The organism is Streptomyces avidinii (assembly GCF_014650695.1).
GTDB classification, from domain to species: Bacteria; Actinomycetota; Actinomycetes; order Streptomycetales; family Streptomycetaceae; genus Streptomyces; species Streptomyces avidinii.
Window position 1 is genome coordinate 832,735 of record NZ_BMVL01000001.1, and the last position, 21,369, is coordinate 854,103.

The 21,369-nt window shown below is 72.7% G+C and carries 16 protein-coding genes; 9 read left to right on the forward strand and 7 right to left on the reverse strand.

Going from position 1 to position 21,369, the window contains the following annotated elements; all coding sequences use genetic code 11:
- Window positions 1-5 precede the first annotated feature (5 nt).
- Complete coding sequence (locus IE257_RS03825) at window positions 6-3,866, reverse strand: ABC transporter ATP-binding protein (RefSeq protein WP_189964541.1); 3,861 nt, start codon at window positions 3,864-3,866, stop codon at window positions 6-8.
- A gap of 340 nt (window positions 3,867-4,206) precedes the next feature.
- Between IE257_RS03825 and IE257_RS03830 the strand changes: the two genes are divergently transcribed.
- A complete protein-coding gene (locus tag IE257_RS03830) occupies window positions 4,207-4,434 on the forward strand; it encodes a hypothetical protein (protein WP_189964543.1) in 228 nt (75 codons plus the stop codon).
- 10 nt (window positions 4,435-4,444) lie between these two features.
- Here the strand turns inward: IE257_RS03830 and IE257_RS03835 are convergent, their stop codons facing one another.
- Both IE257_RS03835 and speB read right to left on the reverse strand, forming a co-directional pair.
- Window positions 4,445-6,112, reverse strand: coding sequence for a thiamine pyrophosphate-binding protein (locus tag IE257_RS03835; RefSeq protein ID WP_189964545.1), 1,668 nt, complete (start codon window positions 6,110-6,112; stop codon window positions 4,445-4,447).
- 5 nt (window positions 6,113-6,117) lie between these two features.
- Window positions 6,118-7,080, reverse strand: coding sequence for an agmatinase (gene speB, locus IE257_RS03840; protein WP_030013156.1), 963 nt, complete (start codon window positions 7,078-7,080; stop codon window positions 6,118-6,120).
- 245 nt (window positions 7,081-7,325) lie between these two features.
- On the opposite strand from speB, the gene IE257_RS03845 reads away from it, so the two are divergent.
- Complete coding sequence (locus IE257_RS03845; protein WP_229920085.1) at window positions 7,326-8,837, forward strand: helix-turn-helix domain-containing protein; 1,512 nt, start codon at window positions 7,326-7,328, stop codon at window positions 8,835-8,837.
- Here IE257_RS03845 and IE257_RS03850 read toward each other — a convergent pair.
- Complete coding sequence (locus IE257_RS03850; protein ID WP_189964549.1) at window positions 8,770-9,609, reverse strand: hypothetical protein; 840 nt, start codon at window positions 9,607-9,609, stop codon at window positions 8,770-8,772. The two genes, IE257_RS03845 and IE257_RS03850, sit on opposite strands and share 68 nt — an antisense overlap.
- 114 nt (window positions 9,610-9,723) lie before the next feature.
- Here IE257_RS03850 and IE257_RS03855 point away from each other — a divergent pair, with 114 nt between their 5' ends.
- Together IE257_RS03855 and tesB are read left to right on the forward strand one after the other, a co-directional pair.
- Window positions 9,724-10,881 carry an acyl-CoA dehydrogenase family protein gene (locus IE257_RS03855; RefSeq protein ID WP_189964551.1) on the forward strand — a complete coding sequence of 386 codons (1,158 nt, stop codon included), beginning with the start codon at window positions 9,724-9,726 and terminating at the stop codon, window positions 10,879-10,881.
- Window positions 10,882-10,908: 27 nt separating this feature from the next.
- Window positions 10,909-11,787, forward strand: coding sequence for an acyl-CoA thioesterase II (gene tesB, locus IE257_RS03860; protein WP_189964553.1), 879 nt, complete (start codon window positions 10,909-10,911; stop codon window positions 11,785-11,787).
- 39 nt (window positions 11,788-11,826) lie between these two features.
- Here the strand turns inward: tesB and IE257_RS03865 are convergent, their stop codons facing one another.
- The 3 genes from IE257_RS03865 to IE257_RS03875 all read right to left on the reverse strand — a co-directional run bounded on the left by IE257_RS03865 (window position 11,827) and on the right by IE257_RS03875 (window position 14,197).
- The gene (locus IE257_RS03865; protein ID WP_189964555.1) at window positions 11,827-12,678 is read right to left on the reverse strand and encodes a DUF4253 domain-containing protein; all 852 of its coding nucleotides are present in this window, start codon (window positions 12,676-12,678) and stop codon (window positions 11,827-11,829) included.
- A gap of 77 nt (window positions 12,679-12,755) precedes the next feature.
- Window positions 12,756-13,562, reverse strand: coding sequence for a phosphatase (locus tag IE257_RS03870; protein ID WP_189964557.1), 807 nt, complete (start codon window positions 13,560-13,562; stop codon window positions 12,756-12,758).
- A gap of 56 nt (window positions 13,563-13,618) precedes the next feature.
- Window positions 13,619-14,197, reverse strand: a complete 579-nt coding sequence (locus tag IE257_RS03875; RefSeq protein ID WP_189964559.1) for an SACE_7040 family transcriptional regulator — start codon at window positions 14,195-14,197, stop codon at window positions 13,619-13,621.
- 112 nt (window positions 14,198-14,309) lie between these two features.
- On the opposite strand from IE257_RS03875, the gene IE257_RS03880 reads away from it, so the two are divergent.
- The 5 genes from IE257_RS03880 to IE257_RS03900 all read left to right on the forward strand — a co-directional run bounded on the left by IE257_RS03880 (window position 14,310) and on the right by IE257_RS03900 (window position 21,309).
- Complete coding sequence (locus IE257_RS03880; protein ID WP_030388537.1) at window positions 14,310-15,926, forward strand: carboxyl transferase domain-containing protein; 1,617 nt, start codon at window positions 14,310-14,312, stop codon at window positions 15,924-15,926.
- A gap of 16 nt (window positions 15,927-15,942) precedes the next feature.
- Complete coding sequence (locus IE257_RS03885; protein WP_189964561.1) at window positions 15,943-18,018, forward strand: acetyl-CoA carboxylase biotin carboxylase subunit; 2,076 nt, start codon at window positions 15,943-15,945, stop codon at window positions 18,016-18,018.
- 11 nt (window positions 18,019-18,029) lie between these two features.
- Window positions 18,030-18,947 (forward strand): hydroxymethylglutaryl-CoA lyase, encoded by a 918-nt coding sequence (locus tag IE257_RS03890; protein ID WP_189964807.1) that lies wholly within the window; start codon window positions 18,030-18,032, stop codon window positions 18,945-18,947.
- A gap of 7 nt (window positions 18,948-18,954) precedes the next feature.
- On the forward strand, window positions 18,955-20,115 hold the full coding sequence (locus tag IE257_RS03895; RefSeq protein ID WP_189964563.1) for an acyl-CoA dehydrogenase family protein: 1,161 nt from the start codon (window positions 18,955-18,957) through the stop codon (window positions 20,113-20,115).
- Between the two features lie 156 nt (window positions 20,116-20,271).
- A complete protein-coding gene (locus tag IE257_RS03900; protein WP_189964566.1) occupies window positions 20,272-21,309 on the forward strand; it encodes an ABC transporter substrate-binding protein in 1,038 nt (345 codons plus the stop codon).
- The last annotated feature ends 60 nt before the right edge of the window (window positions 21,310-21,369 follow it).

Genomic DNA, 21,369 nt, shown 5'->3' on the forward strand with positions numbered 1-21,369 from the left:
GCGGCTCAGGCCGCGGCGCGCTCGTCCTCGCCGATGAAGGTGCGCCACAGCTCTGCGTACCGGCCGCCGCGCGCCAGCAGTTCGGCGTGGGTGCCGTCCTCCACGACCCGGCCGCGGTCCATGACCACGACCCGGTCGGCGCGGGCCGCGGTGGTCAGCCGGTGCGCGACCACCAGGGTGGTGCGCTTGCCCACGAGCCGGTCCGTCGCCTGGTTGACCTGGGCCTCGGTGGCCAGGTCGAGGGCGGCGGTGGCCTCGTCGAGCAGCAGCACGTCCGGGTCGACGAGCTCGGCCCGGGCCAGGGCGATCAACTGGCGCTGGCCCGCGGAGAGGTTGCGGCCGCGCTCGGCGACGGTGTGCAGATAGCCGCCGTCGAGGGTGGCGATCATGTCGTGGGCGCCGACCGCGCGGGCGGCTGCCTCCACCTCGGCGTCGCTCGCGCCCGGGCGCCCGTAGGCGATGGCGTCGCGGACCGTCCCCGGGAAGAGGTAGGCCTCCTGGGGGACGACCCCCAGACGGTGGCGGTACGCCGTGAGCTCCAGCTCCCGCAGGTCGGCGCCGTCGGCGGTGACCCGGCCGGAGGTCGGGTCGTAGAACCGGGCCACCATCTTGACCAGCGTGGACTTGCCTGCTCCGGTCTCGCCGACGAAGGCGACGGTCTGCCCGGCGGGTATCCGCAGGTCGATGCCGGCCAGCGCCTCCCCCTTCTCGCCCCGCTCCTCGGCCGTCCCGTACTGGAAGCGGACGTTCTCGAAGGCGATCTCGCCGACCGGCTGCTGCGGTGCGTGCGGCCGCTCGGGCAGCGGGGTGGTGGTCGGCTCGCGCAGCAGCCCCTGGATGCGGCCGAGGGCCACCGTGGCCTGCTGGTAGCCGTCGAATACCTGGGAGAGCTGCTGGACGGGCGCGAAGAACAGGTCGATGTAGAGCAGGTACGCGACGAGCGCGCCGGTGGTGAGCGTCCCGGCCTCCACCCGGCCCGCGCCGACGATCAGCACGGCGGCCGCGGCGCCCGAGGACAGCAGCTGCACGAAGGGGAAGTAGACGGATATCAGCCACTGGCCGCGGACCCGGGCCTCGCGGTACGAGTGGCTGCGCTCGGCGAACCGCTTGGCGCCGGAGCCCTCGCGGCGGAAGGCCTGGACGATGCGCAGACCCGAGACGGACTCCTGGAGGTCGGCGTTGACCAGGCTGACCCGGTCGCGGGCGAGCTCGTAGGCCGCGACGGACCTGCGGCGGAACACGAAGGTGGCGACGACCAGGACCGGAAGGGTCGCGAAGACGATCAGCGCGAGCTCGACGTCCAGGACGAGCAGGGCGACCAGGATGCCGAAGAAGGTGAACACGGAGACCACGGCGGTGACCAGACCGGTCTGCAGGAACGAGCTCAGCGAGTCCACGTCGGTGGTCATCCGGGTCATGATCTTGCCGGTCAGCTCGCGCTCGTAGTAGTCGAGGCCGAGGCGCTGGAGCTGGGCGAAGATCTTGACGCGGAGGGCGTACAGCACGCGCTCGCCGGTACGGCCCGTCATCCGGGTCTCGGCGAACTGCGCGGCCCACTGCGCGACGACGACCGCGAGGGCGAGCCCGGCGGCCACCCAGACGGCGCCGAGCACGGCCTGTTCCACGCCCTGGTCGATCCCGTGCCGGATCAGGATCGGCAGCAGCAGTCCGGCTCCCGCGTCCGCGGCGACGAGGCCGAGGCTGATGGCGAGCGGCGCCCAGAACCCGCGGAGCAGGCGGCGCAGGCCGTAGCTCTCCTCGGCAGCCGCGGCGCGGGTCTCGTCCACCTCGGGCAGGTCGTCTGCGGGCGGCAGCGCGGCCACCTGTGCGAGCAGTTCGGGGGTGGCGGGCATACCGGCGACGGCCCCGGCCATGGACGGCCCGGGTCCCGGCGCGCCGCTCCCGGCGGCGGGAGCGGCGCCGGGCAGGGCGGCGGCACCCTCGGCGTCGTCCTGGCGGCGCCAGAGCTCGGGGGTGACCCCGCCGGCGACCCTGCGCTTGGCGTTGACGGGCTCGGAGTCGATCTCGGCCTCGAGCTCGATGCCGCGTTCGAGGTCACGGTCGAGCTCGCGCTCGAACTCGGTCATCACGCGGGTGTCCGGGGTGCGCGGGGAGCCGGCGCCGAGCGCCTCGGGGTCGGTGAGCAGCCTGCGGTAGAGCGCCGAGCGGCCCTCCAGCTGCTCGTGCGTCCCGATGTCGGCGAGCCGTCCGCGGTCGAGTACGGCGATCCGGTCGGCCAGCGCGAGCGTGGAGCGGCGGTGTGCGATCAGCAGGGTGGTCCGGCCGGCCATGACGGAGCGCAGGGCCTCGTGGATCTCGTGCTCGACGCGGGCGTCCACGGCGGAGGTGGCATCGTCGAGGAGCAGCAGCCTGGGGTCGGTGAGGATGGCCCGGGCCAGGGCGATGCGCTGGCGCTGGCCGCCGGAGAGGGTGAGCCCCTGCTCGCCGACCTTGGTGTCGTACCCGGCGGGCAGCGCCCGGACGAACCCGTCGGCCTGGGCGGCGCGGGCGGCGGCCTCGATCTGCTCCTCGGTGGCGCCGGGGTGCCCGTAGGCGATGTTCGCGCGGATGGTGTCGGAGAAGAGGAAGGAGTCCTCGGGGACGAGGCCTATCGCGCCGCGCAGGGAGTCGTAGGTCAGCTCGCGGACGTCGTGGCCGCCGACGCGGACCGCGCCGCCGTCGGCGTCGTAGAACCGGGGCAGCAGGAGCGCGACCGTGGACTTGCCGCTGCCGGAGGACCCGACGACGGCGACGGTCTCCCCCTCCGCCACGCTGAGCGAGAACCCGTCGAGGACGGGCCGCTCGGGGTCGTAGCCGAAGCGGACGTCGTCGAACTCGACGGTGGCGGGCGCGTCGGCGGGCAGTTCGTGGGTGCCTTCGCGGATCTCGGGCTCGGTGTCGATGAGCTCGAACACGCGCTCCGCACCGGCCCGGGCCTGCTGGCCGACGGTGAGGACCATGGCGAGCATGCGGACGGGTCCGACGAGCTGGGCGAGGTAGGTGGAGAAGGCGACGAAGGTGCCGAGGGTGACCTGGCCGTTGGTGGCCATCCAGCCGCCGAGGGCCAGCATGGCGACCTGGGCGAGCGCGGGCACGGCCTGGAGGGCGGGCGTGTAGCGCGAGTTGAGCCGGATGGTCCGCATCCGCCCGGCGAACAGCCGGCGGCCCGCCTCGCGGAGCTTGCCGGTCTCCTGCTCCTCCTGGCCGAAGCCCTTGACGACGCGGACGCCGGTGACGGCGCCGTCGACGACGGTCGCGACGGCGGCGGCCTGGCCCTGGGCCCACCAGGTGGCGGGGAAGAGCTTCTTGCGGCTGCGCTTGGCTATGAACCACAGGGCGGGTGCCATGAGCAGGGCGACGAGGGTCAGCAGCGGCGAGAGCCAGAGCATGATCCCGAGGGACATCCCGAAGAGCAGGAAGTTCCCGATCGTCATGGGCAGCATGAAGAGCAGGCCCTGGATCAGCTGGAGGTCACTGGTGGCGCGGCCGATGACCTGACCGGTGTTCAGCTCGTCCTGCCGCCGCCCGTCGAGGCGGGCGATCGTGGTGTACATGTCGGTGCGCAGGTCGTGCTGCACGTCGAGGGCGAGCCGCCCGCCGTAGTACCTGCGTATGTAGGTCAGCACGTACACGAGCAGGGCCGCGGCTATGAGCATGCCGGCCCAGGGCGCCATGGACCTGGTCCCGTCCCCGATCACGTCATCGATGATCACCTTGGTGACCAGCGGGACGACCGACATGACGGCCATGCCGGCCAGGGAGGAGCCGAGCGCGAGCAGCACATTGGTCCTGTACCGCCAGGTGTAGGCCGCCAGCCGCCTGCCCCAGCCCTGTTTTTCCCCCGCCGCTGTCTCTGCCGCCGCCACGTGAGGCCTCCCCGTTCGTCCTGACCTGCCGGAAGCGCCAACGCTCCGACCGGCGGATTTCATCCCGCCGCAACAATCGCACTGCCGTACGGCGGCGGCGCGCGGGCCGCGTCCGACCGGGGCGGGGAGGCGGGGGCAGGCGGGGAGGCGGGGAGGCGGGGAGGGGCGAGCAGGGAAGCGCGGGCGCGGCAGGGAGGCGGCGGGGCGCGAGTGGGCGGTGCCGGCCCCTGTCAAGTCCCGACTTTCCGGATCTGGGCCCGGCGGGCCCCGCTGCCGATGCTGGAAGCACAGCCGATGCCGACCGCCTACCTCGGCGGCGGGACCGAAGGGATCCAGGGCCATGAGCACTCACGAGCAGCAGCCGACCAGCCACAGCTTCGTGCAGCGGACCGCCCGCGCCGTCGTCCCCTTCGTCACCGCCTTCTTCATCGCCCTGCTCGCGGCGAAGGTCGTGGGACTGGTGACCGACAACCCGTGGACCCGGCTGGCGACAGCCGTCGGGGTGGCCGTGATCAGCCTGCTGTTCCACCCCTACGAGGAGGCCGAGGAGCAGGCCGCCGGCTCGTGACGGTCGCCTCTCACAGGTGCGTCGGGGCGAACATCCTCAGGGTGGCCGGCAGGACCAGGACCGAGGGCCCCGGGGTGGCCAGCGCCTTCCTGAGGTCGGCGGTCAGCGACTCCGGTGCGGTGGTGGAGGCCGGGACGCCGAAGGACTCCGCCAGGGCCACGAAGTCCGGGCCGGCCAGCTGCGTACCGGTCGTGCAGCCGTACTCGCGCAGGATGCCGTAGCCGCCGTCGTCCACGATCAGCCAGGTGACGTCGAGGTCGTGCTGCCGGGCCGTGGCCAGCTCCGCGACGGAGTACATCGCGCCGCCGTCGCCGGAGACCGCCAGGACCGGCGTGTCCGGTTCCGCGACGCACGCGCCGAGGGCCGCCGGGAAGGCGTAGCCGAGGCCGCCCGCGCCCTGGGCCGAGTGCATGGTGTTGGGGTGCTTCGGGTCGAAGGCGGACCAGGCCCAGTAGGACAGGACCGTCATGTCCCAGAAGGACGGGGAGCGGGCGGGCAGAGCGGTGCGGATCGAGGTGAGGAGCTGCTGCTCCTGCGCCAGGTCCTGGCCGGCGAGGCGGGCCGCGATGTCCGCGAGGACCAGGCGGACGCGCTCCGGGGCGGTCGGGTCCGCGCGCTCGGACACCGTCTCCAGCAGGGCCTGCAGCGCCAGGCGGGCGTCCGCGTGGATGCCGAGGCCCGCGTGGTTCGACTCCAGCTTGCCGAGGTCCGCCTCGATCTGGACGACCCGGCCCGTCGGGAAGAACGTGTGGTAGTTCGACGAGAGCTCGCCGAGGCCCGAGCCGACGACCAGCAGGACGTCCGCGTCCTCCAGGAAGTCCGTCATGTGGCGGTCCTCCAGCCAGGACTGGAGGGAGAGCGGGTGGGCCCAGGGGAAGGCGCCCTTGCCGCCGAAGGTGGTGACGACGGGCGCGTTCAGCCGCTCGGCCAGCTGCTTCAGCTTGCCCGCCGCGTCCGAGCGGACCACCCCGCCGCCCGCGATGATCACGGGTCGGGTGGCGTTCTCCAGCCAGTGGGCGGCGAGCGCCGTGAGCTCGGGCCGCGGCGCGAGCTCGTGCGGGGTCGCGTCCACACCCGTGACCTGCGGGATGACGGTCTCGGCCTGCAGCACGTCCGCCGGGATCTCGACGAACACCGGGCCGTGCGGGGCGCTCAGTGCCGACTCCCACGCCTCGGCGATCACGGAGGGGATCTGGGAGGGCGTGCGGACCGAGTGGACGGACTTCACCACGTCCCGGAAGGAGGCCGACTGGTCCCGCAGCTCGTGCAGGTGCCCGCGCCGCCCGCCGCCCAGGCCCGCCACCGGGACCTGCGAGGAGATCGCGAGGACCGGCGCAGAGGCGGCCGCCGCCTCCGCCAGGGCCGGCAGCGCCATCAGTGCGCCCGGGCCGGTGGAGAGCAGCAGCGGCACCGCCTCGCCCGTCATCCGGCCGTAGGCGTCGGCCGCGAAGCCCGCGTTGTTCTCCGTACGCAGTCCCACGAGGCGCAGGTCGGAGCGGCCGACCGCGTCGAAGAGGGCGAGCGCGTGCTGCCCCGGCAGACCGAAGACGGTGGTCGCGCCGAGGCCGCGGAGCGTTTCCACGACCAGGTCCCCGCCCGTCCGGCCCGGAGGCGGCGCGAGCGCGGCCGCCTTCTGGGCTTCGGTGGGACGGAGTACCAGGTCGTGGTCGTGCGTCACTTCGCTTACTTGCCCTTCGCCTGCGCGATCTGTCGCGACATGATCGTGGTCAGCTCGTACGCGGTGTGCGAGGCCGCGACCGAGGTGATCTCGGCGTGATCGTACGCCGGGGCGACCTCGACGACATCGGCGGAAACGAGGTTGCAGGAGGACAGGCCGCGGATGATCTCCAGCAGCTCGCGGGAGGTCATGCCGCCCGCCTCCGGGGTGCCGGTGCCGGGCGCGTGCGCCGGGTCGAGCACGTCGATGTCGATGGAGATGTACAGCGGGCGGTCGCCGATGCGCTGGCGCAGCTGGTCGGCGACCTCGTCGGCGCCGCGGCGGTAGACGTCGGCCGAGGTGACGATGCCGAAGCCCATCTTGGCGTCGTCGTCCAGGTCCTGCTTGCCGTACAGCGGGCCGCGGGTACCGACGTGGGAGAGCGCCTCGGTGTCGAGGATGCCTTCCTCCACCGCGCGGCGGAACGGGGTGCCGTGGGTGTACTCGGCGCCGAAGTACGTGTCCCAGGTGTCCAGGTGGGCGTCGAAGTGGAGGAGCGCGACCGGGCCGTGCTTCTTCGCGACCGAGCGGAGCAGCGGGAGGGCGATGGTGTGGTCGCCGCCCAGGGTCATCAGGCGGGAGCCGGCGCCGAGCAGCTCGTCGGCGGCGGCCTCGACCGTCTCGACGGCCTCGTTGATGTTGAAGGGGTTCACGGCGATGTCACCGGCGTCGGCGACCTGCGCGAGCGCGAAGGGGGAGGCGTCCTGGGCCGGGTTGTACGGGCGCAGCAGGCGGGAGGCCTCGCGGATCGCGTTGCCGCCGAAGCGGGCGCCGGGGCGGTAGGACACGCCGGAGTCGAAGGGCACGCCGACGACGGCGACGTCGGCGGAGCCGACCTCGTCGAGGCGGGGCAGGCGGGCGAAGGTCGCCGGGCCCGCGTACCGCGGGATGCGGGAGGAATCGACGGGTCCGCGCGGCTGCGTGCTCATGGCTGTGCCTCTTTCTCTGGCCTGACGTGTGCGGTCCTTCGAGCGTAAGCGCGCCGCCCGGAGGTGGGGAGTGTACGTTTCATCCATCTGGCACAGCTCATATGTACGGAGTATCCATGCCTGCCCTTCCCGGCGACCCGCAACCCGGCATCGGCTCGACGGCGGGCTCAGCCCCCGCGGAAGGGCCTGCGGGGCCTGCGGGGCCCCCGGCGGGAGCCGCGCCCGGAGCTCCCGCCGGGGAACCGATGACGCCGCCCGTGCTGCTCGGTGGGCTGCTCGGTGAGCGGGCGCTCGGGCTGCGGCATCTCGCGGGGCCGCGGGCGGCGGAGGTGCACGGGGTGCACGCCTCCGAGATGGCGGACCCGTCCCCGTACCTGCTGGGCGGCGAGCTGCTGCTGACGGCCGGGGCTGCGCTGACGCAGGCCGGAGCGGCTGCCTACGTCGGCCGGCTCGCCCGCGCCGGGGCCGCCGCGCTCGGCTTCGGCGTGACCCCGGTGCACGAGGTGGTCCCGCCCGGCCTGGCCGAGGCGTGCGAGCAGCACGGCCTACCGCTCGTCGAGGTCCCGCCGGGTACCCCCTTCACCGCGGTCGCCCGTACCGTCGGGCGGCTGATGGCGGAGGCCCGTACGCGCGAACTGCGCCGGGTCGCCGAGGCCCAGCAGGCCCTGGCTGCGGCCGCCGCCCGCCCGGACCCGGTCCCGGCGGTGCTGTCGCGGCTGGCGGCGAGCCTGAGCGGCTGGGCCGCCCTGCTCACTCCGGAGGGAGTGGCCGGGACGACCGGTGCCCCCGGAACCGCCCGGGGCGCCCTCGCCGGCGGCACCGCTCCCGGTACGGACGCGCTCGAGGCAGTGGACACCCTGGCCCGCCGCGTGGCCCCGGGGTCCGCCGCCACCGCCACCGACGCCGTCGGCGCCACGAGCCTGGCCGCGTACGCCGTGGGCGGGGGCCGGGTGCTGGCCCTGGCCACCGGGGTCCGGACCCCGGGCGACCACACCATCGCCTCCATCGCCGCCGTGCTGCTGACCCTGCTCACCGCCGAGCGGCCCGCCGGCGCGGAGGCCGCGGCCCTGACCCGGCTGCTGCTCGACGGGGATCCGGCCGCGGCCCTGACGGCCGGGCCCTGGTACGCCGTGCACGCCCGCGGGGCCGGGGATCCACAGGCCCTCGCGGCCGCGCTGGGCACCGTACTGCTCGACCCGCACGAGGACTCCGCACGGCTGCTCACCGACCGGGACCCCGCCCCTCAGCCCGGCTGGCGGCTGGGGGTGAGCGCCCCGGCCGCGCCGTCCGCCCTGGTCACGGCCGACGCCCAGGCCGAGCGCGCCCTGGGGCGTGCGGAGGCGGCCCGGACCCCGCTGGCCCGCCACACCGAGCCGGGCCTCGCGGGCCTGGTCGGCGAGGCCGAGGCCCGCGCGCACGCCGAGGCCCTGCTGCGGCCGCTCTCCCCCGCCCTGAGGGAGACCCTGCGCGGCTGGCTGGCCCACCACGGCAACTGGGACCGCACGGCCGCCGCCCTCGGCGTCCACCGCAACACCGTCCGGCAACGCGTCACCCGCGCCGCCGAACTGCTGGACCGGAGCCTGGACGACCCGGACGTCCGGATGGAGCTGTGGTTCGCGCTGCGGGTCGCCGAGCACCGCCCCGCTGAGCCGGGACAACCGCCCCGCTCAGCCGGGACAACCGCCTCGCTCAGCCGGGATGGTCGTCCGGCGGCCGGAAGGAGGAGAGCATCTCCAGGAAGCGGGCGGATCCGGTGATCACACCCGGCTCCTTGCTGCCGGGCGGCACGGCATCGACCCCGACCGACTCGATCCCGTCCTCGCTGATCCACAGCAGCCGCGAGCTGAGCCGGTACCCCTCCGGTGCGTCCTCCCACATCTTCCGCACGAGCGGGTCGTGGGCGATCACGCAGGTGTGCAGCTCCGGCCCTTCCACGGCCCACAGCATCAGGTGACCGTGGAAGGGGACCATCGCGAGGATGCCGAGCGGCGCCGGGCGGTCGATCAGATCGGCGGCGTGCAGGAGGTGGGTGGAGGTCCATCCGCCGTCGGCCTCGACGTTCACCAGCGGGTTCTCGTCGTCGTTGTACTGGAGCAAGACCGGTGCGGCGTCGAGGTTGGCCAGGGCGGCGGCCCAGATTTCGGAGCCGTCCACCTGCCAGGAGTCGAACTGTGCCTGCGGGACGGGCGCGGAGAGGGAGCCGCCCACCTGGATCACCACGACGGCCGCGAGCTCCTCGGTGAGGGCGACCGCCAGCGCGTGGCGCTCCGTCACCGTGTCGACGGTCACCAGCCTCGGCATGAGCAGATTGCGGACCTCGGCGAAGCCCGCGCGCTCCAGCGCGCGCCGGCGCTCGGCGAGCCGCTGCTTCTGGTTCAGGAAGGAGACGGCGGCCGACCGCCAGTTCGCGTGCGGCAGCGCCCGGACCAGCTCTGCCATCTCCGCGAGGTCCAGCGGTGCGCCGGGCTCGCCCTCGACCCCCCGCCGCACCTCCGCCGGAACCGCTACCGGAGGGCCGGGGTGAGCCACCCCACCCTTTCCATGGCGCCTCGGCTCTGGACAGCCAGTTTGACTGGCCGGTAACTTAGACTGAGCAAGCGCTTAGGCATGGCGGCGGACCGCCGCGACCGAAGGGAGCCGGCCGTGCGCCGTACCGTTTTCAACGAGGACCACGAGGCATTCCGCGAGACCATCCGCGCCTTCATCGAGGCCGAGGTCGTCCCGGTCTACGACGAGTGGTTCGCGGCCGGCCAGGCGCCGCGCGACTTCTACTACAAGCTCGGCGAGCTGGGCGTCTTTGGCATCAACGTGCCCGAGGAGTTCGGTGGCGCGGGCCTGGACACCCACAAGTTCGAGGCCGTCCTCTACGAGGAGACCTCCCGCGCGGGCGTCAACTTCGGCGGCTCCGGCGTGCACGTGCTGCTCGCCCTCCCCTACATCAAGATGCTGGCCGACGACGAGCAGAAGAAGCGCTTCCTGCCGAAGTTCGTCTCCGGCGAGGAGATGTGGGCCCTCGCGATGACCGAGCCGGGCACCGGCTCCGACGTCGCGGGCATGAAGACCACCGCCAAGCTCTCCGAGGACGGCACGCACTACGTCCTCAACGGCTCCAAGACCTTCATCACCGGTGGCGTCCACGCCGACCGCGTGATCGTCTGCGCCCGCACCTCCGCCCCCGGCGAGCAGGACCGCCGCTTCGGCATCTCCCTCTTCGCCGTGGACACCAAGTCCGAGGGCTACTCCATCGGCCGCAAGCTGGACAAGCTGGGCCTGCGCACCTCCGACACCGCCGAGCTGGCCTTCGTCGACGTGAAGGTCCCGGTCGAGGACCTGCTCGGCGAGGAGAACAAGGGCTTCTACTACCTCGGCGCCAACCTGCCCTCCGAGCGCTGGGGCATCGCCTTCGGCGCCTACGCGCAGGCCAAGGCCGCCATCCGGTTCGCCCAGCAGTACGTGACCGAGCGCACCGTCTTCGGCAAGCCGGTCGCCCACTTCCAGAACACCAAGTTCGAGCTGGCCGCCTGCCAGGCCGAGGTGGACGCCGCCGAGGCCGTCGCCGACCGCGCCCTGGAGGCCCTGGACGCCGGCGAGCTGACCGCCGCCGAGGCCGCCTCCGCCAAGCTGTTCTGCACCGAGGTCGCGCACCGCGTGATCGACAAGTGCCTTCAGCTGCACGGCGGTTACGGCTACATGAACGAGTACCCGATCGCCCGCCTGTACGCCGACAACCGCGTGAACCGCATCTACGGCGGCACCAGCGAGGTCATGAAGTCCATCATCGCCAAGTCCATGGGCCTCTAGGAACGTTCGGGCACTTAGCCTTCACCCATGAACGAGGCACTGACGTCGCTCCTCGATCTGCTCGACCTCGAGCAGATCGAGGAGAACATCTTCCGCGGCACCAGCAGGCCTTCCCTGGTGCCGCGCGTCTTCGGCGGTCAGGTCGCGGCCCAGGCGCTGGTCGCGGCCGGCCGGACCGTCCCCGCGGACCGCACCGCGCACTCGCTGCACTCCTACTTCCTGCGCACCGGGGACACCTCCGCGCCCATCGTCTACTCGGTGGACCGGATCCGCGACGGGCGCTCCTTCACCACGCGCCGGGTCGTCGCCGTCCAGCACGGCCAGCCGATCTTCCACCTCTCCGCGTCGTTCCAGACGTACGAGGACGGCCTCGACCACCAGGTCGCGATGCCGTCCGCCCCGGACCCGGAGTCCCTGCCCACCGCGGCCGAGTCGCTGCCCGCGTACCGCGAGATCTTCCGCGACCCCGGCACGGTGGAGCGGCTGATCGAGACGCGGGAGGCGGTGGACCTGCGCTACGCGACGATCCCGCCCTGGGGCAGCGTCGGCGAGCCCGTGGAACCGCGCTCGCAGGTGTGGTTCCGTACGGCCGGCAAGCTGGATGGCGACGATCCGCTGCTGCACACCTGCCTGGCCACCTACGTCTCCGACATGACCCTGCTGGACTCGGTGCTGCTCGCGCACGGGCGGGGCGGCTGGGCGGTGGGCGACGTGGTCGGCGCCTCGCTGGACCACGCGATGTGGTTCCACCGGCCCTTCCGCGCGGACGAGTGGCTGCTGTACGACCAGGAGTCGCCCTCGGCGGCCGCGGGCCGGGGCCTCGGCCAGGCCCGCATCTGGACGCAGGACGGCCGGCTGGCCGTGACGGTCATCCAGGAGGGTGTCGTTCGCGTCCCGCGCGCGTGAGCGCCGGCCACCCCGCCGCGAGCGCGGCGCCGGCCGGCCTCAGTCCCACCAGAAGCCCCAGTGGCCGCTGCCGGTGACCGCCTCGTCGGCGTAGGCGCGGATGCTGCCGGAGCCCTGCCAGATGTTGTCGGGGCAGAAGGCGAAGTGCTCCGCCGCGACGGGGAGGGCGCGGACGACCGTACGCGGCGGGGCCGCCACGGACACGTGGAGCTCGTCGAAGCCGAGGGCGACGACGCGGGCGCCGAAGCGGTCCTCCCAGGAGCGCAGGACCGTGCTGATGAGCGCGGTGTCGTTCTCGTAGTTGGTCGGACCGCCCCAGCCCACCGCGGTGGGTACGTCCGCCGGGCGGCCGGCGGGAACCAGGGCGAGCCGCGGGCTCGGCAGGAAACCGCTCTCGATCAGCTCGTCCGCGAGCTCGCAGGCCGCGGCCTGCGGATCCATCGCCTCCGGTCCGGACTCCGCGAGCCCGGGCCAGTCCCGGCCGAAGGGCGCGATGATCTCCTCGCCCTCCTCGCCCTCCTCCGGATCGGGGACCACGCGGCCCCAGAACTCGCGCAGCACCGGCTCGACGTGGTGGTCGTCGGGGTCGGACATCCGCTCCGGCATGAACTCCCGGTCCTGCCACCACCGTTCCAGCCCGCGCCGCCCCTGGAGCAGCACGGCCTGCAGCCCGGCGGCGGCGAGCGCGGGGCTGCGGTACGCGGCGAGCGCCCCGACCCCCACGGCATCGTCGGACACCCACACCAACGGCTCGGCCGCCTTCCCCCACCTCCGCCGCCGCCCCGCTGTGTCGATGACCGCACCCGGCGGCAACCGGGTCCCCAGGGAGCGCCCTTGGGGATCGTCGACCAGTACGGACAGCGGGTTGTACGTCTTCGCCGACTTCGACATGCAGCGACCGTAGCCACCGCCACCGACAACCGGACCGGGCGAGCCCGAACACCCCGCCCCGGAACGGCCTGGACGACCTAGGCGCCCTGCAGGCCCGCCGCGTCCAGCAGGTAGGCCACCATCGGGTCGTAGAAGCGCGGGTCGCGGACGTGGTCGTCGAGGGGGATCGTCACCTGGAGGGTGCCCTCGGCCTCGCCGATGAAGAGCGCCGGGTCGTTGCAGTCGGCGTAGCCCACCGCGTCCAGGCCGCGCTGGGCCGCGCAGCCCGCCCAGCCGTGGTCGGCGACGACCAGGTCCGGCTGCGGGCGGTTCTCGGCCATCAGGCCGTCCAGGATCGCGGCCATCGGCTCCGGGGAGTGGGTGTGCCACAGGGTCGCGCCCCGCTCCAGGACCGCGACGTCGGCGAACTGCCACACCGAGCCCTCGTCGGCGGTCAGCCCGCGCGGGATCACCACGATCTCGCAGCCCGCGGCGCGCAGGGCCGCCGCCGTCGCCCGGTGGACGTCCAGCAGGCCGCCCGGGTGGCCGGTGGCGAACAGCACGCTCTGCCGGTCGAGCGCCGCCTTGCGCAGCCGCGCCGCCATCCGGTCCAGGCCGGCCACGGTCAGCTCCGGGTCGATGGTGTCCTGGCCGTAGCGGAACTCGGGGTCGTCGACCACCCCGCACCGCTCCGCCATCACCGCGAGCACGTCCTGCTCGTCCGTCCAGCGGTCGCCCAGCTCCAGGCCGAGCCAGTAGTGCCGGTCGCCGTTGGCGAGCTTGCGGTAGTGGGAGAGGTTGTTCTCGCGCGGCGTCGCGACCTGTCCCGCGATCCGCGTGCGGACCAGGTGGTCGATGAGTTCGGCACGGCTCGGCGTCTCTATCGGCTTCGGCATACGGGCCATTCTGCCGCCGCCGGGCCGGAGGCGGCGCGTCCATTCCGATCGGCGGACGCCCCCGCTCATGCCGACAGCGCCCCGAACGCGCCGTGCGCGAGGCGCCGCAGCAGCTCTTCCGTGGCCTCGCGCCCCAGGGCCGCGAGGTGCGGAGTGGAGTTGAGCAGGCCGAAGACCGCGTGCACGGCGACGCGCACCTCGGCCTCGCCGACCTCGGGGTGCAGTGCCCGTACGACATCCACCCACAGCTCCACGTACTGGCGCTGCAGCTGCCGTACGAGCTTGCGGTCGGCCTCCCGCAGCCGGTCGAGCTCCCGGTCGTGCAGGGTGATCAGCGCCTGGTCGTCGAGCGCGAAGTCGATGTGTCCGTCGATGAGGGAGGACAGGACCCGCTCCGGGGTGCCCGCGGCCTCGGCCACCCGGTGGCGGCCGCCGGTCAGCAGCCGCTCGCTGATGCCGACGAGCAGCTCGGCGAGCATGGCGTCCTTGCCCGCGAAGTGCCGGTACAAGCCGGGGCCGCTGATGCCCACCGCGGCCCCTATCTCATCGACGCCGACGCCGTGGAATCCGCGTGCTGCAAAGAGACGAGCGGCCTCACTGAGGATCTGCTCGCGACGGGTGGGGGCGGCCGCTCTGGTGCTCATGGGAAACCATTCTAGACAGGGCCGTTAGCGCTCGTTAACCTAAGCCGTACATGCGTTAACGCTTATTAACAGCGTGCACCGAGCAAGTGGACCGAGCAAGGGAGCTCGACCGATGCAGCAGGCACCAGTGCTGACGAGCGCCGCGGACCCGGCGTCCGAGGCCTGGCGGACCAATGAGGCCGCCCACCGCGAGCTGACCGAGGGCCTGCGCGCCCGGCTCGACGCGGCCCGGCTCGGCGGCGGCGAGAAGGCCCGCGCCCGCCACACCGCCCGGGGGAAGCTCCTCCCGCGCGACCGCGTGGACACCCTCCTCGACCCCGGATCCCCCTTCCTGGAGCTGGCCCCGCTGGCCGCCGAGGGAATGTACGGGGGCGCGGCGCCCGCCGCCGGGGTCATCGCGGGCATCGGCCGGGTCAGCGGCCGCGAGTGCGTGATCGTCGCGAACGACGCCACCGTCAAGGGCGGCACGTACTACCCGATGACCGTCAAGAAGCACCTGCGCGCCCAGGAGGTGGCTCTGGAGAATCGTCTCCCCTGCCTCTACCTGGTCGACTCGGGCGGCGCCTTCCTCCCCATGCAGGACGAGGTCTTCCCCGACCGGGAGCACTTCGGCCGGATCTTCTACAACCAGGCCCGCATGTCGGGTGCCGGCATCCCGCAGATCGCCGCCGTCCTCGGCTCCTGCACGGCGGGCGGCGCGTACGTCCCGGCCATGAGCGACGAGGCCGTCATCGTCCGCAACCAGGGCACGATCTTCCTCGGCGGCCCGCCGCTGGTGAAGGCCGCCACCGGTGAGGTGGTCACGGCCGAGGAGCTCGGCGGCGGCGAGGTCCACTCGCGGATCTCCGGCGTGACCGACCACCTCGCGGAGGACGATGCGCACGCGCTGCGGATCGTACGGAACATCGTGGCGACCCTGCCCGAGCGCGGGGCCCTGCCCTGGTCGGTCGAGGCTCCGGAAGAGCCCAAGGTGGACCCGTACGGGCTGTACGGCGCGGTCCCCGTCGACTCGCGCACCCCGTACGACGCCCGCGAGATCATCGCGCGGATCGTGGACGGCTCCCGCTTCCAGGAGTTCAAGTCCGAGTTCGGCCAGACGCTGGTCACCGGCTTCGCCCGGATCCACGGACACCCGGTCGGGATCATCGCCAACAACGGCATCCTGTTCGCCGAGTCCGCGCAGAAGGGCGCGCACTTCATCGAGCTGTGCGACCAGCGCGGCATCCCGCTCCTCTTCCTCCAGAACATCTCGGGCTTCATGGTCGGCAAGGACTACGAGGCCGGCGGCATCGCCAAGCACGGCGCCAAGATGGTGACGGCGGTGGCCTGCACCCGGGTGCCGAAGCTGACGGTGGTGGTCGGCGGCTCGTACGGCGCCGGCAACTACTCGATGTGCGGCCGGGCGTACTCGCCCCGCTTCCTGTGGATGTGGCCCAACGCCAAGATCTCCGTGATGGGCGGGGAGCAGGCGGCCTCGGTGCTCGCCACGGTCAAGCGCGACCAGATCGAGGGCGCGGGCCAGGAATGGCCCGCCGAGGACGAGGAGGCCTTCAAGGCCCCGGTCCGCGCGCAGTACGAGGAACAGGGCAACGCCTACTACGCCACCGCGCGGCTGTGGGACGACGGGGTCATCGACCCGATGGAAACCCGGCAGGTGCTGGGACTGGCCCTGACCGCGTGCGCGAACGCCCCGCTGGGCGACTCGGGCTTCGGCATCTTCCGTATGTGACGTGAGGACCTCACTGATGTTCAGCACTGTTCTGGTGGCGAACCGGGGCGAGATCGCGGTCCGGGTCATCCGTACCCTGCGGCAGCTCGGCATCCGCTCCGTGGCCGTCTTCAGCGACGCCGACGCGGACGCCCGCCACGTCCGGGAGGCCGACACGGCCGTCCGGATCGGTCCGGCCGCGGCCGCCGAGAGCTACCTCTCGGTGGAGCGGCTGCTGGATGCCGCGCGGCGCACCGGCGCCGAGGCCGTCCACCCCGGTTACGGCTTCCTCGCCGAGAACGCGGCCTTCGCGCAGGCCTGCGCCGACGCCGGGCTCGCCTTCATCGGGCCGCCCGCTTCGGCGATCTCCCTGATGGGCGACAAGATCCGCGCCAAGGAGACCGTGAAGGCGGCGGGCGTGCCCGTCGTACCGGGCTCCTCGGGCAGCGGCCTGACCGACGCCGAACTGGTGGATGCGGCCGCGGAGATCGGCATGCCGGTGCTGCTCAAGCCCTCGGCGGGCGGCGGCGGCAAGGGCATGCGCCTGGTGCGTGACGAGGCGGTGCTGGCCGAGGAGATCGCGGCGGCCCGCCGCGAGGCCCGGTCCTCCTTCGGCGACGACACCCTGTTGGTGGAGCGGTGGGTGGACCGGCCGCGGCACATCGAGATCCAGGTGCTGGCGGACGCCCACGGGAACGTGGTGCACCTCGGCGAGCGCGAGTGCTCGCTGCAGCGACGGCACCAGAAGGTGATCGAGGAGGCGCCGTCGGTCCTGCTCGACGAGAAGACCCGGGCGGCGATGGGCGCGGCGGCGGTCGACGCGGCCCGCTCCTGCGGGTACGTCGGTGCGGGCACGGTGGAGTTCATCGTCCCGGGCGGCGACCCCTCCTCCTACTACTTCATGGAGATGAACACCCGCCTCCAGGTCGAGCACCCGGTGACGGAGCTGATCACCGGGCTGGACCTGGTGGAGCTCCAGCTCCGGGTGGCGGCGGGCGAACCGCTGGGCTTCGACCAGTCCGAGGTGACGCTGACCGGGCACGCCATCGAGGCCCGCGTCTGCGCGGAGGACCCGGCGCGCGGGTTCCTGCCGTCCGGCGGCACCGTGCTGGCCCTGTCCGAGCCCTCGGGCGGTGCGGTGCGGACGGACTCCGGGCTGACGGCGGGCGTGCCGGTGGGCTCGACGTACGACCCGATGCTGTCCAAGGTCATCGTCCACGGTCCGGACCGCGCCACCGCGCTGCGCATGCTGCGGGCGGCGCTGGCCGACACGGTGATCCTGGGCGTGCAGACCAACGCGGGCTTCCTGCGGAGGCTGCTGGCCCACCCGGACGTGGTGTCGGGCGACCTCGACACGGGCCTGGTCGAGCGCGACCTCCCCTCCCTCCTGCCGGAGGGTGTCCCGGACGAGGTGTACGCCACGGCAGCCCTGCTGGCGCAGGGTCCCCGGGCTCTGCCCGGACCCGCGCCTCAAACGCCGGCGAGGCTGGATCAGTGGGTCGACCCCTTCGACGCCGCCAGCGGGTGGCGTCTGGGCGGTACGCCCGCCTGGACGGTGCACCACTTCCGCCTTCCCGGCCAGGACGCCGTGGAGGTCCGTAGTCGGCGTTCCGGCTCCGACACCGAGCTCGCCCTTTCAGCCTCGCCGGCGATCGAGGCGCGGGGTCCGGGGCAGAGCCCCGGTGCACCGGCCCGCGGCCGGGTCCTCACCCGCACCCCCGACACCGTCACCGTCGAACTCGACGGCGTCACCCACCGGTTCAGCCACGCCACCTCCCCGGAGGGGACCTGGCTCGGGCGGGACGCAGACAGCTGGCACGTCCAGACGTACGACCCCGTCGAGGCGAATCTGCGCGGCGGGACGGGGTCCGGCGCCGACACCCTGGCCGCCCCCATGCCCGGCACCGTCACCGTGGTCAAGGTGGCCGTCGGCGACAGGGTCACGGCCGGGCAGAGCCTCCTGGTCGTCGAGGCCATGAAGATGGAGCACGTCATCTCCGCCCCGCACGCCGGCACCGTCACCGAGCTGGACGTGACCCCCGGCACCACGGTCGCGATGGACCAGATCCTGGCCGTCGTCACTCCCGACGAGGACGAGGAGGGGGCCGCGTGAACAGGCTGCCCATGAACGTCCCGGCCCCCGGTCTCCCGGCCCGGGTCCGCATCCACGAGGTCGGTGCCCGCGACGGGCTGCAGAACGAGAAGGGCGCGGTCCCCACGGCCGTGAAGGCGGAGTTCGTCCACCGCCTCGCCGGCGCCGGGCTGACCACCATCGAGGCCACCAGTTTCGTGCACCCCAAGTGGGTGCCCCAACTGGCCGACGCGGAGGAGCTGTTCCCGCAGCTCGCCGACGTCGCGGCGGATCTGCCCGTGCTCGTCCCCAACGAGCGCGGCCTCGACCGCGCGCTCGCCCTCGGGGCGCGGCGCATCGCGGTCTTCGGATCGGCCACCGAGACCTTCGCCTCCCGCAACCTCAACCGCACCGTCGCCGAGTCCCTCACCATGTTCGAGCCCGTCGTGGCCCGGGCCAAGGAGGGCGACGCGCACGTGCGCGGCTATCTCTCGATGTGCTTCGGCGACCCCTGGGAGGGCCCGGTCCCGGTCCACCAGGTCGTCTCCGTCGCCAAGGCCCTGCTGGACCTCGGCTGTGACGAGCTGAGCCTCGGCGACACGATCGGCGTGGCCACTCCGGGCCATGTCCAGGCCCTGCTCGCCGCGCTGAACGAGGCCGGCGTCACGACCGACCGTATCGGCGTGCACTTCCACGACACCTACGGCCAGGCCCTGTCCAACACCCTCGCCGCGCTCCAGCACGGCGTGACCACCGTGGACGCCTCCGCAGGCGGCCTCGGCGGATGCCCGTACGCGAAGAGCGCCACCGGGAACCTCGCGACCGAGGACCTGGTGTGGATGCTCGACGGCCTCGGCATCGAAACCGGGGTCGACCTGGCCGCCCTCACCGCCACGAGCGTGTGGATGGCCGAACAGCTGGGACGCCCCAGCCCCTCCCGTACCGTCCGCGCCCTCTCCCACAAGGAGTAGTCACACCATGTCCCTCGACCACCGGCTCACCCCTGAGCACGAGGAACTCCGCCGCACCGTGGAGGCGTTCGCGCACGACGTCGTCGCCCCGAAGATCGGCGACCTGTACGAGCGGCACGAGTTCCCCTACGAGATCGTCGCCGAGATGGGCCGCATGGGCCTGTTCGGCCTGCCCTTCCCGGAGGAGTACGGCGGCATGGGCGGGGACTACCTCGCCCTCGGCATCGCCCTGGAGGAGCTCGCCCGCGTCGACTCCTCGGTCGCCATCACCCTGGAGGCCGGGGTCTCCCTCGGCGCCATGCCGCTCTACCTCTTCGGCACCGAGGAGCAGAAGCGCGAGTGGCTGCCGAGGATGTGCTCCGGCGAGATCCTCGGTGCCTTCGGCCTGACCGAGCCGGGTGCGGGCTCCGACGCGGGCGGCACCCGCACCACCGCCGTCCGTGAGGGCGACGAGTGGGTCATCAACGGCTCGAAGTGCTTCATCACCAACTCCGGTACGGACATCACCGGTCTGGTCACCGTCACGGCCGTGACGGGCCGCAAGGCGGACGGCCGCCCGGAGATCTCCTCGATCATCGTCCCGTCCGGCACCCCCGGCTTCACGGTGGCCGCTCCGTACTCCAAGGTGGGTTGGAACTCCTCGGACACCCGTGAGCTGTCCTTCGACGGCGTGCGGGTCCCCTTGGCCAACCTGGTGGGCCAGGAGGGCCGCGGCTACGCGCAGTTCCTGCGGATCCTCGACGAGGGCCGGATCGCCATCTCCGCGCTCGCGACCGGGCTCGCGCAGGGCTGTGTGGACGAGTCGGTGAAGTACGCCAAGGAGCGGCACGCCTTCGGCAAGTCGATCGGCGACAACCAGGCCATCCAGTTCAAGCTGGCGGACATGGAGATGCGCGCGCACATGGCCCGCATCGGCTGGCGCGACGCGGCCTCGCGGCTGGTGTCCGGTGAGCCGTTCAAGAAGGAGGCGGCGATCGCGAAGCTGTACTCCTCGACGGTCGCCGTGGACAACGCCCGCGACGCGACGCAGATCCACGGCGGCTACGGCTTCATGAACGAGTACCCGGTGGCCCGCATGTGGCGGGACTCCAAGATCCTGGAGATCGGCGAGGGCACGAGCGAGGTCCAGCGCATGCTGATCGCGCGCGAACTGGGCTTCGCCGGCTAGTCGTCGGGCTCGTCCGCACGCGGACGCAGCGACGGGCGGAACGAGGGGGGTCCTGAAAAAACTTAGGACCCCCTTACCGTTTCAGGCCAAGGTTAGGCTAACCTTCCCCACGAACGGCTCAGTGGCCGCCCGGTACGCACGAAAACGGACATCGACATGCCCAAGTCCCGAACCTCCTCCTTCACCCGTCGCGGCTTCGTCGCGGCAGGTGGCGCCCTCGGCCTCGTAGCGGTGCTCGCCGCCTGCGGCGGCACCGACTCGGCGAAGGGCGACGGCGGCAAGGACAACGGCGCCGCGGCCTCCGGCCCCTGGACCTTCAAGGACGACCTCGGCAAGGACGTCAGCACCAAGTCCACGCCGAAGAACATCGTCGCCTTCACCGGCACCGCCGCCGCCCTGTACGACTACGGCGTCCCGGTCAAGGGCGTGTTCGGCCCGACCAAGACCGCCGACGGCAAGCCCGACGTCCAGGCCGGCTCGATGGACATCTCCAAGGTCGAGATCCTCGGCAACGTCTACGACGAGTTCAACGTCGAGAAGTACGCGGCCCTCCAGCCCGACCTCCTCGTCACCAACACCTGGGACGGCACGTACTGGTACGTGCCGGAGGCCTCCAAGGACAAGATCCTGAAGCTGGCCCCGGCCGCCGCGGTCAAGGTGGGCGGCGACGTCACCCTGGACAAGGCGCTGGAGCGCACCGCGGACCTCGCCAAGTCCCTCGGCGCCGACCTGAACGCCAAGAAGACCGTCGACGCGAAGGCCCGCTTCGAGGCCGCCGCCGCGAAGGTCCGCGAGGCCACCAAGGCCAACCCGGGCATCAAGGTCCTCGTGGGCTCCGGCTCCGCCGACCTGTTCTACGTCTCCACCCCGGAGACCTCGGCCGACCTGAAGTACTTCAAGCAGCTCGGCGTCGAGTTCGTCACCCCGGAGAAGCTGGACGAGGGCGGCTTCTTCGAGAGCCTCAGCTGGGAGAACGCCGGCAAGTACAAGGCCGACGTCGTCCTGCTCGACAACCGCACCGGCACGCTGCAGCCCGACACGCTGAAGGAGAAGGCCACCTGGGCCGAGCTCCCCGCCGTCAAGGCCGGCCAGATCACCCCGCGCGTGACCGAGCCGATCTTCTCGTACGACAAGTGCGCCCAGCTCCTGGAAGACCTCGCGAAGTCCATCCAGAGCGCCAAGAAGGTCAGCTGACCCTCGGCGCCCGGTGACCCCGGGCGCCCTGCAGGCCGTACCGACTCCAGGGGGACCTCT

Coding starts and splice junctions, on each gene's coding strand:
- IE257_RS03830 (WP_189964543.1), top strand. CDS start 4,207: ATGAGCACTCACGAGCAGCAGCCGACCAGCCACAGCTTCGTGCAGCGG.
- speB (WP_030013156.1), bottom strand. CDS start 7,080: ATGAGCACGCAGCCGCGCGGACCCGTCGATTCCTCCCGCATCCCGCGG.
- IE257_RS03845 (WP_229920085.1), top strand. CDS start 7,326: ATGACGCCGCCCGTGCTGCTCGGTGGGCTGCTCGGTGAGCGGGCGCTC.
- tesB (WP_189964553.1), top strand. CDS start 10,909: ATGAACGAGGCACTGACGTCGCTCCTCGATCTGCTCGACCTCGAGCAG.
- IE257_RS03865 (WP_189964555.1), bottom strand. CDS start 12,678: ATGTCGAAGTCGGCGAAGACGTACAACCCGCTGTCCGTACTGGTCGAC.
- IE257_RS03870 (WP_189964557.1), bottom strand. CDS start 13,562: ATGGCCCGTATGCCGAAGCCGATAGAGACGCCGAGCCGTGCCGAACTC.
- IE257_RS03875 (WP_189964559.1), bottom strand. CDS start 14,197: ATGAGCACCAGAGCGGCCGCCCCCACCCGTCGCGAGCAGATCCTCAGT.
- IE257_RS03880 (WP_030388537.1), top strand. CDS start 14,310: ATGCAGCAGGCACCAGTGCTGACGAGCGCCGCGGACCCGGCGTCCGAG.
- IE257_RS03885 (WP_189964561.1), top strand. CDS start 15,943: ATGTTCAGCACTGTTCTGGTGGCGAACCGGGGCGAGATCGCGGTCCGG.
- IE257_RS03890 (WP_189964807.1), top strand. CDS start 18,030: ATGAACGTCCCGGCCCCCGGTCTCCCGGCCCGGGTCCGCATCCACGAG.
- IE257_RS03895 (WP_189964563.1), top strand. CDS start 18,955: ATGTCCCTCGACCACCGGCTCACCCCTGAGCACGAGGAACTCCGCCGC.
- IE257_RS03900 (WP_189964566.1), top strand. CDS start 20,272: ATGCCCAAGTCCCGAACCTCCTCCTTCACCCGTCGCGGCTTCGTCGCG.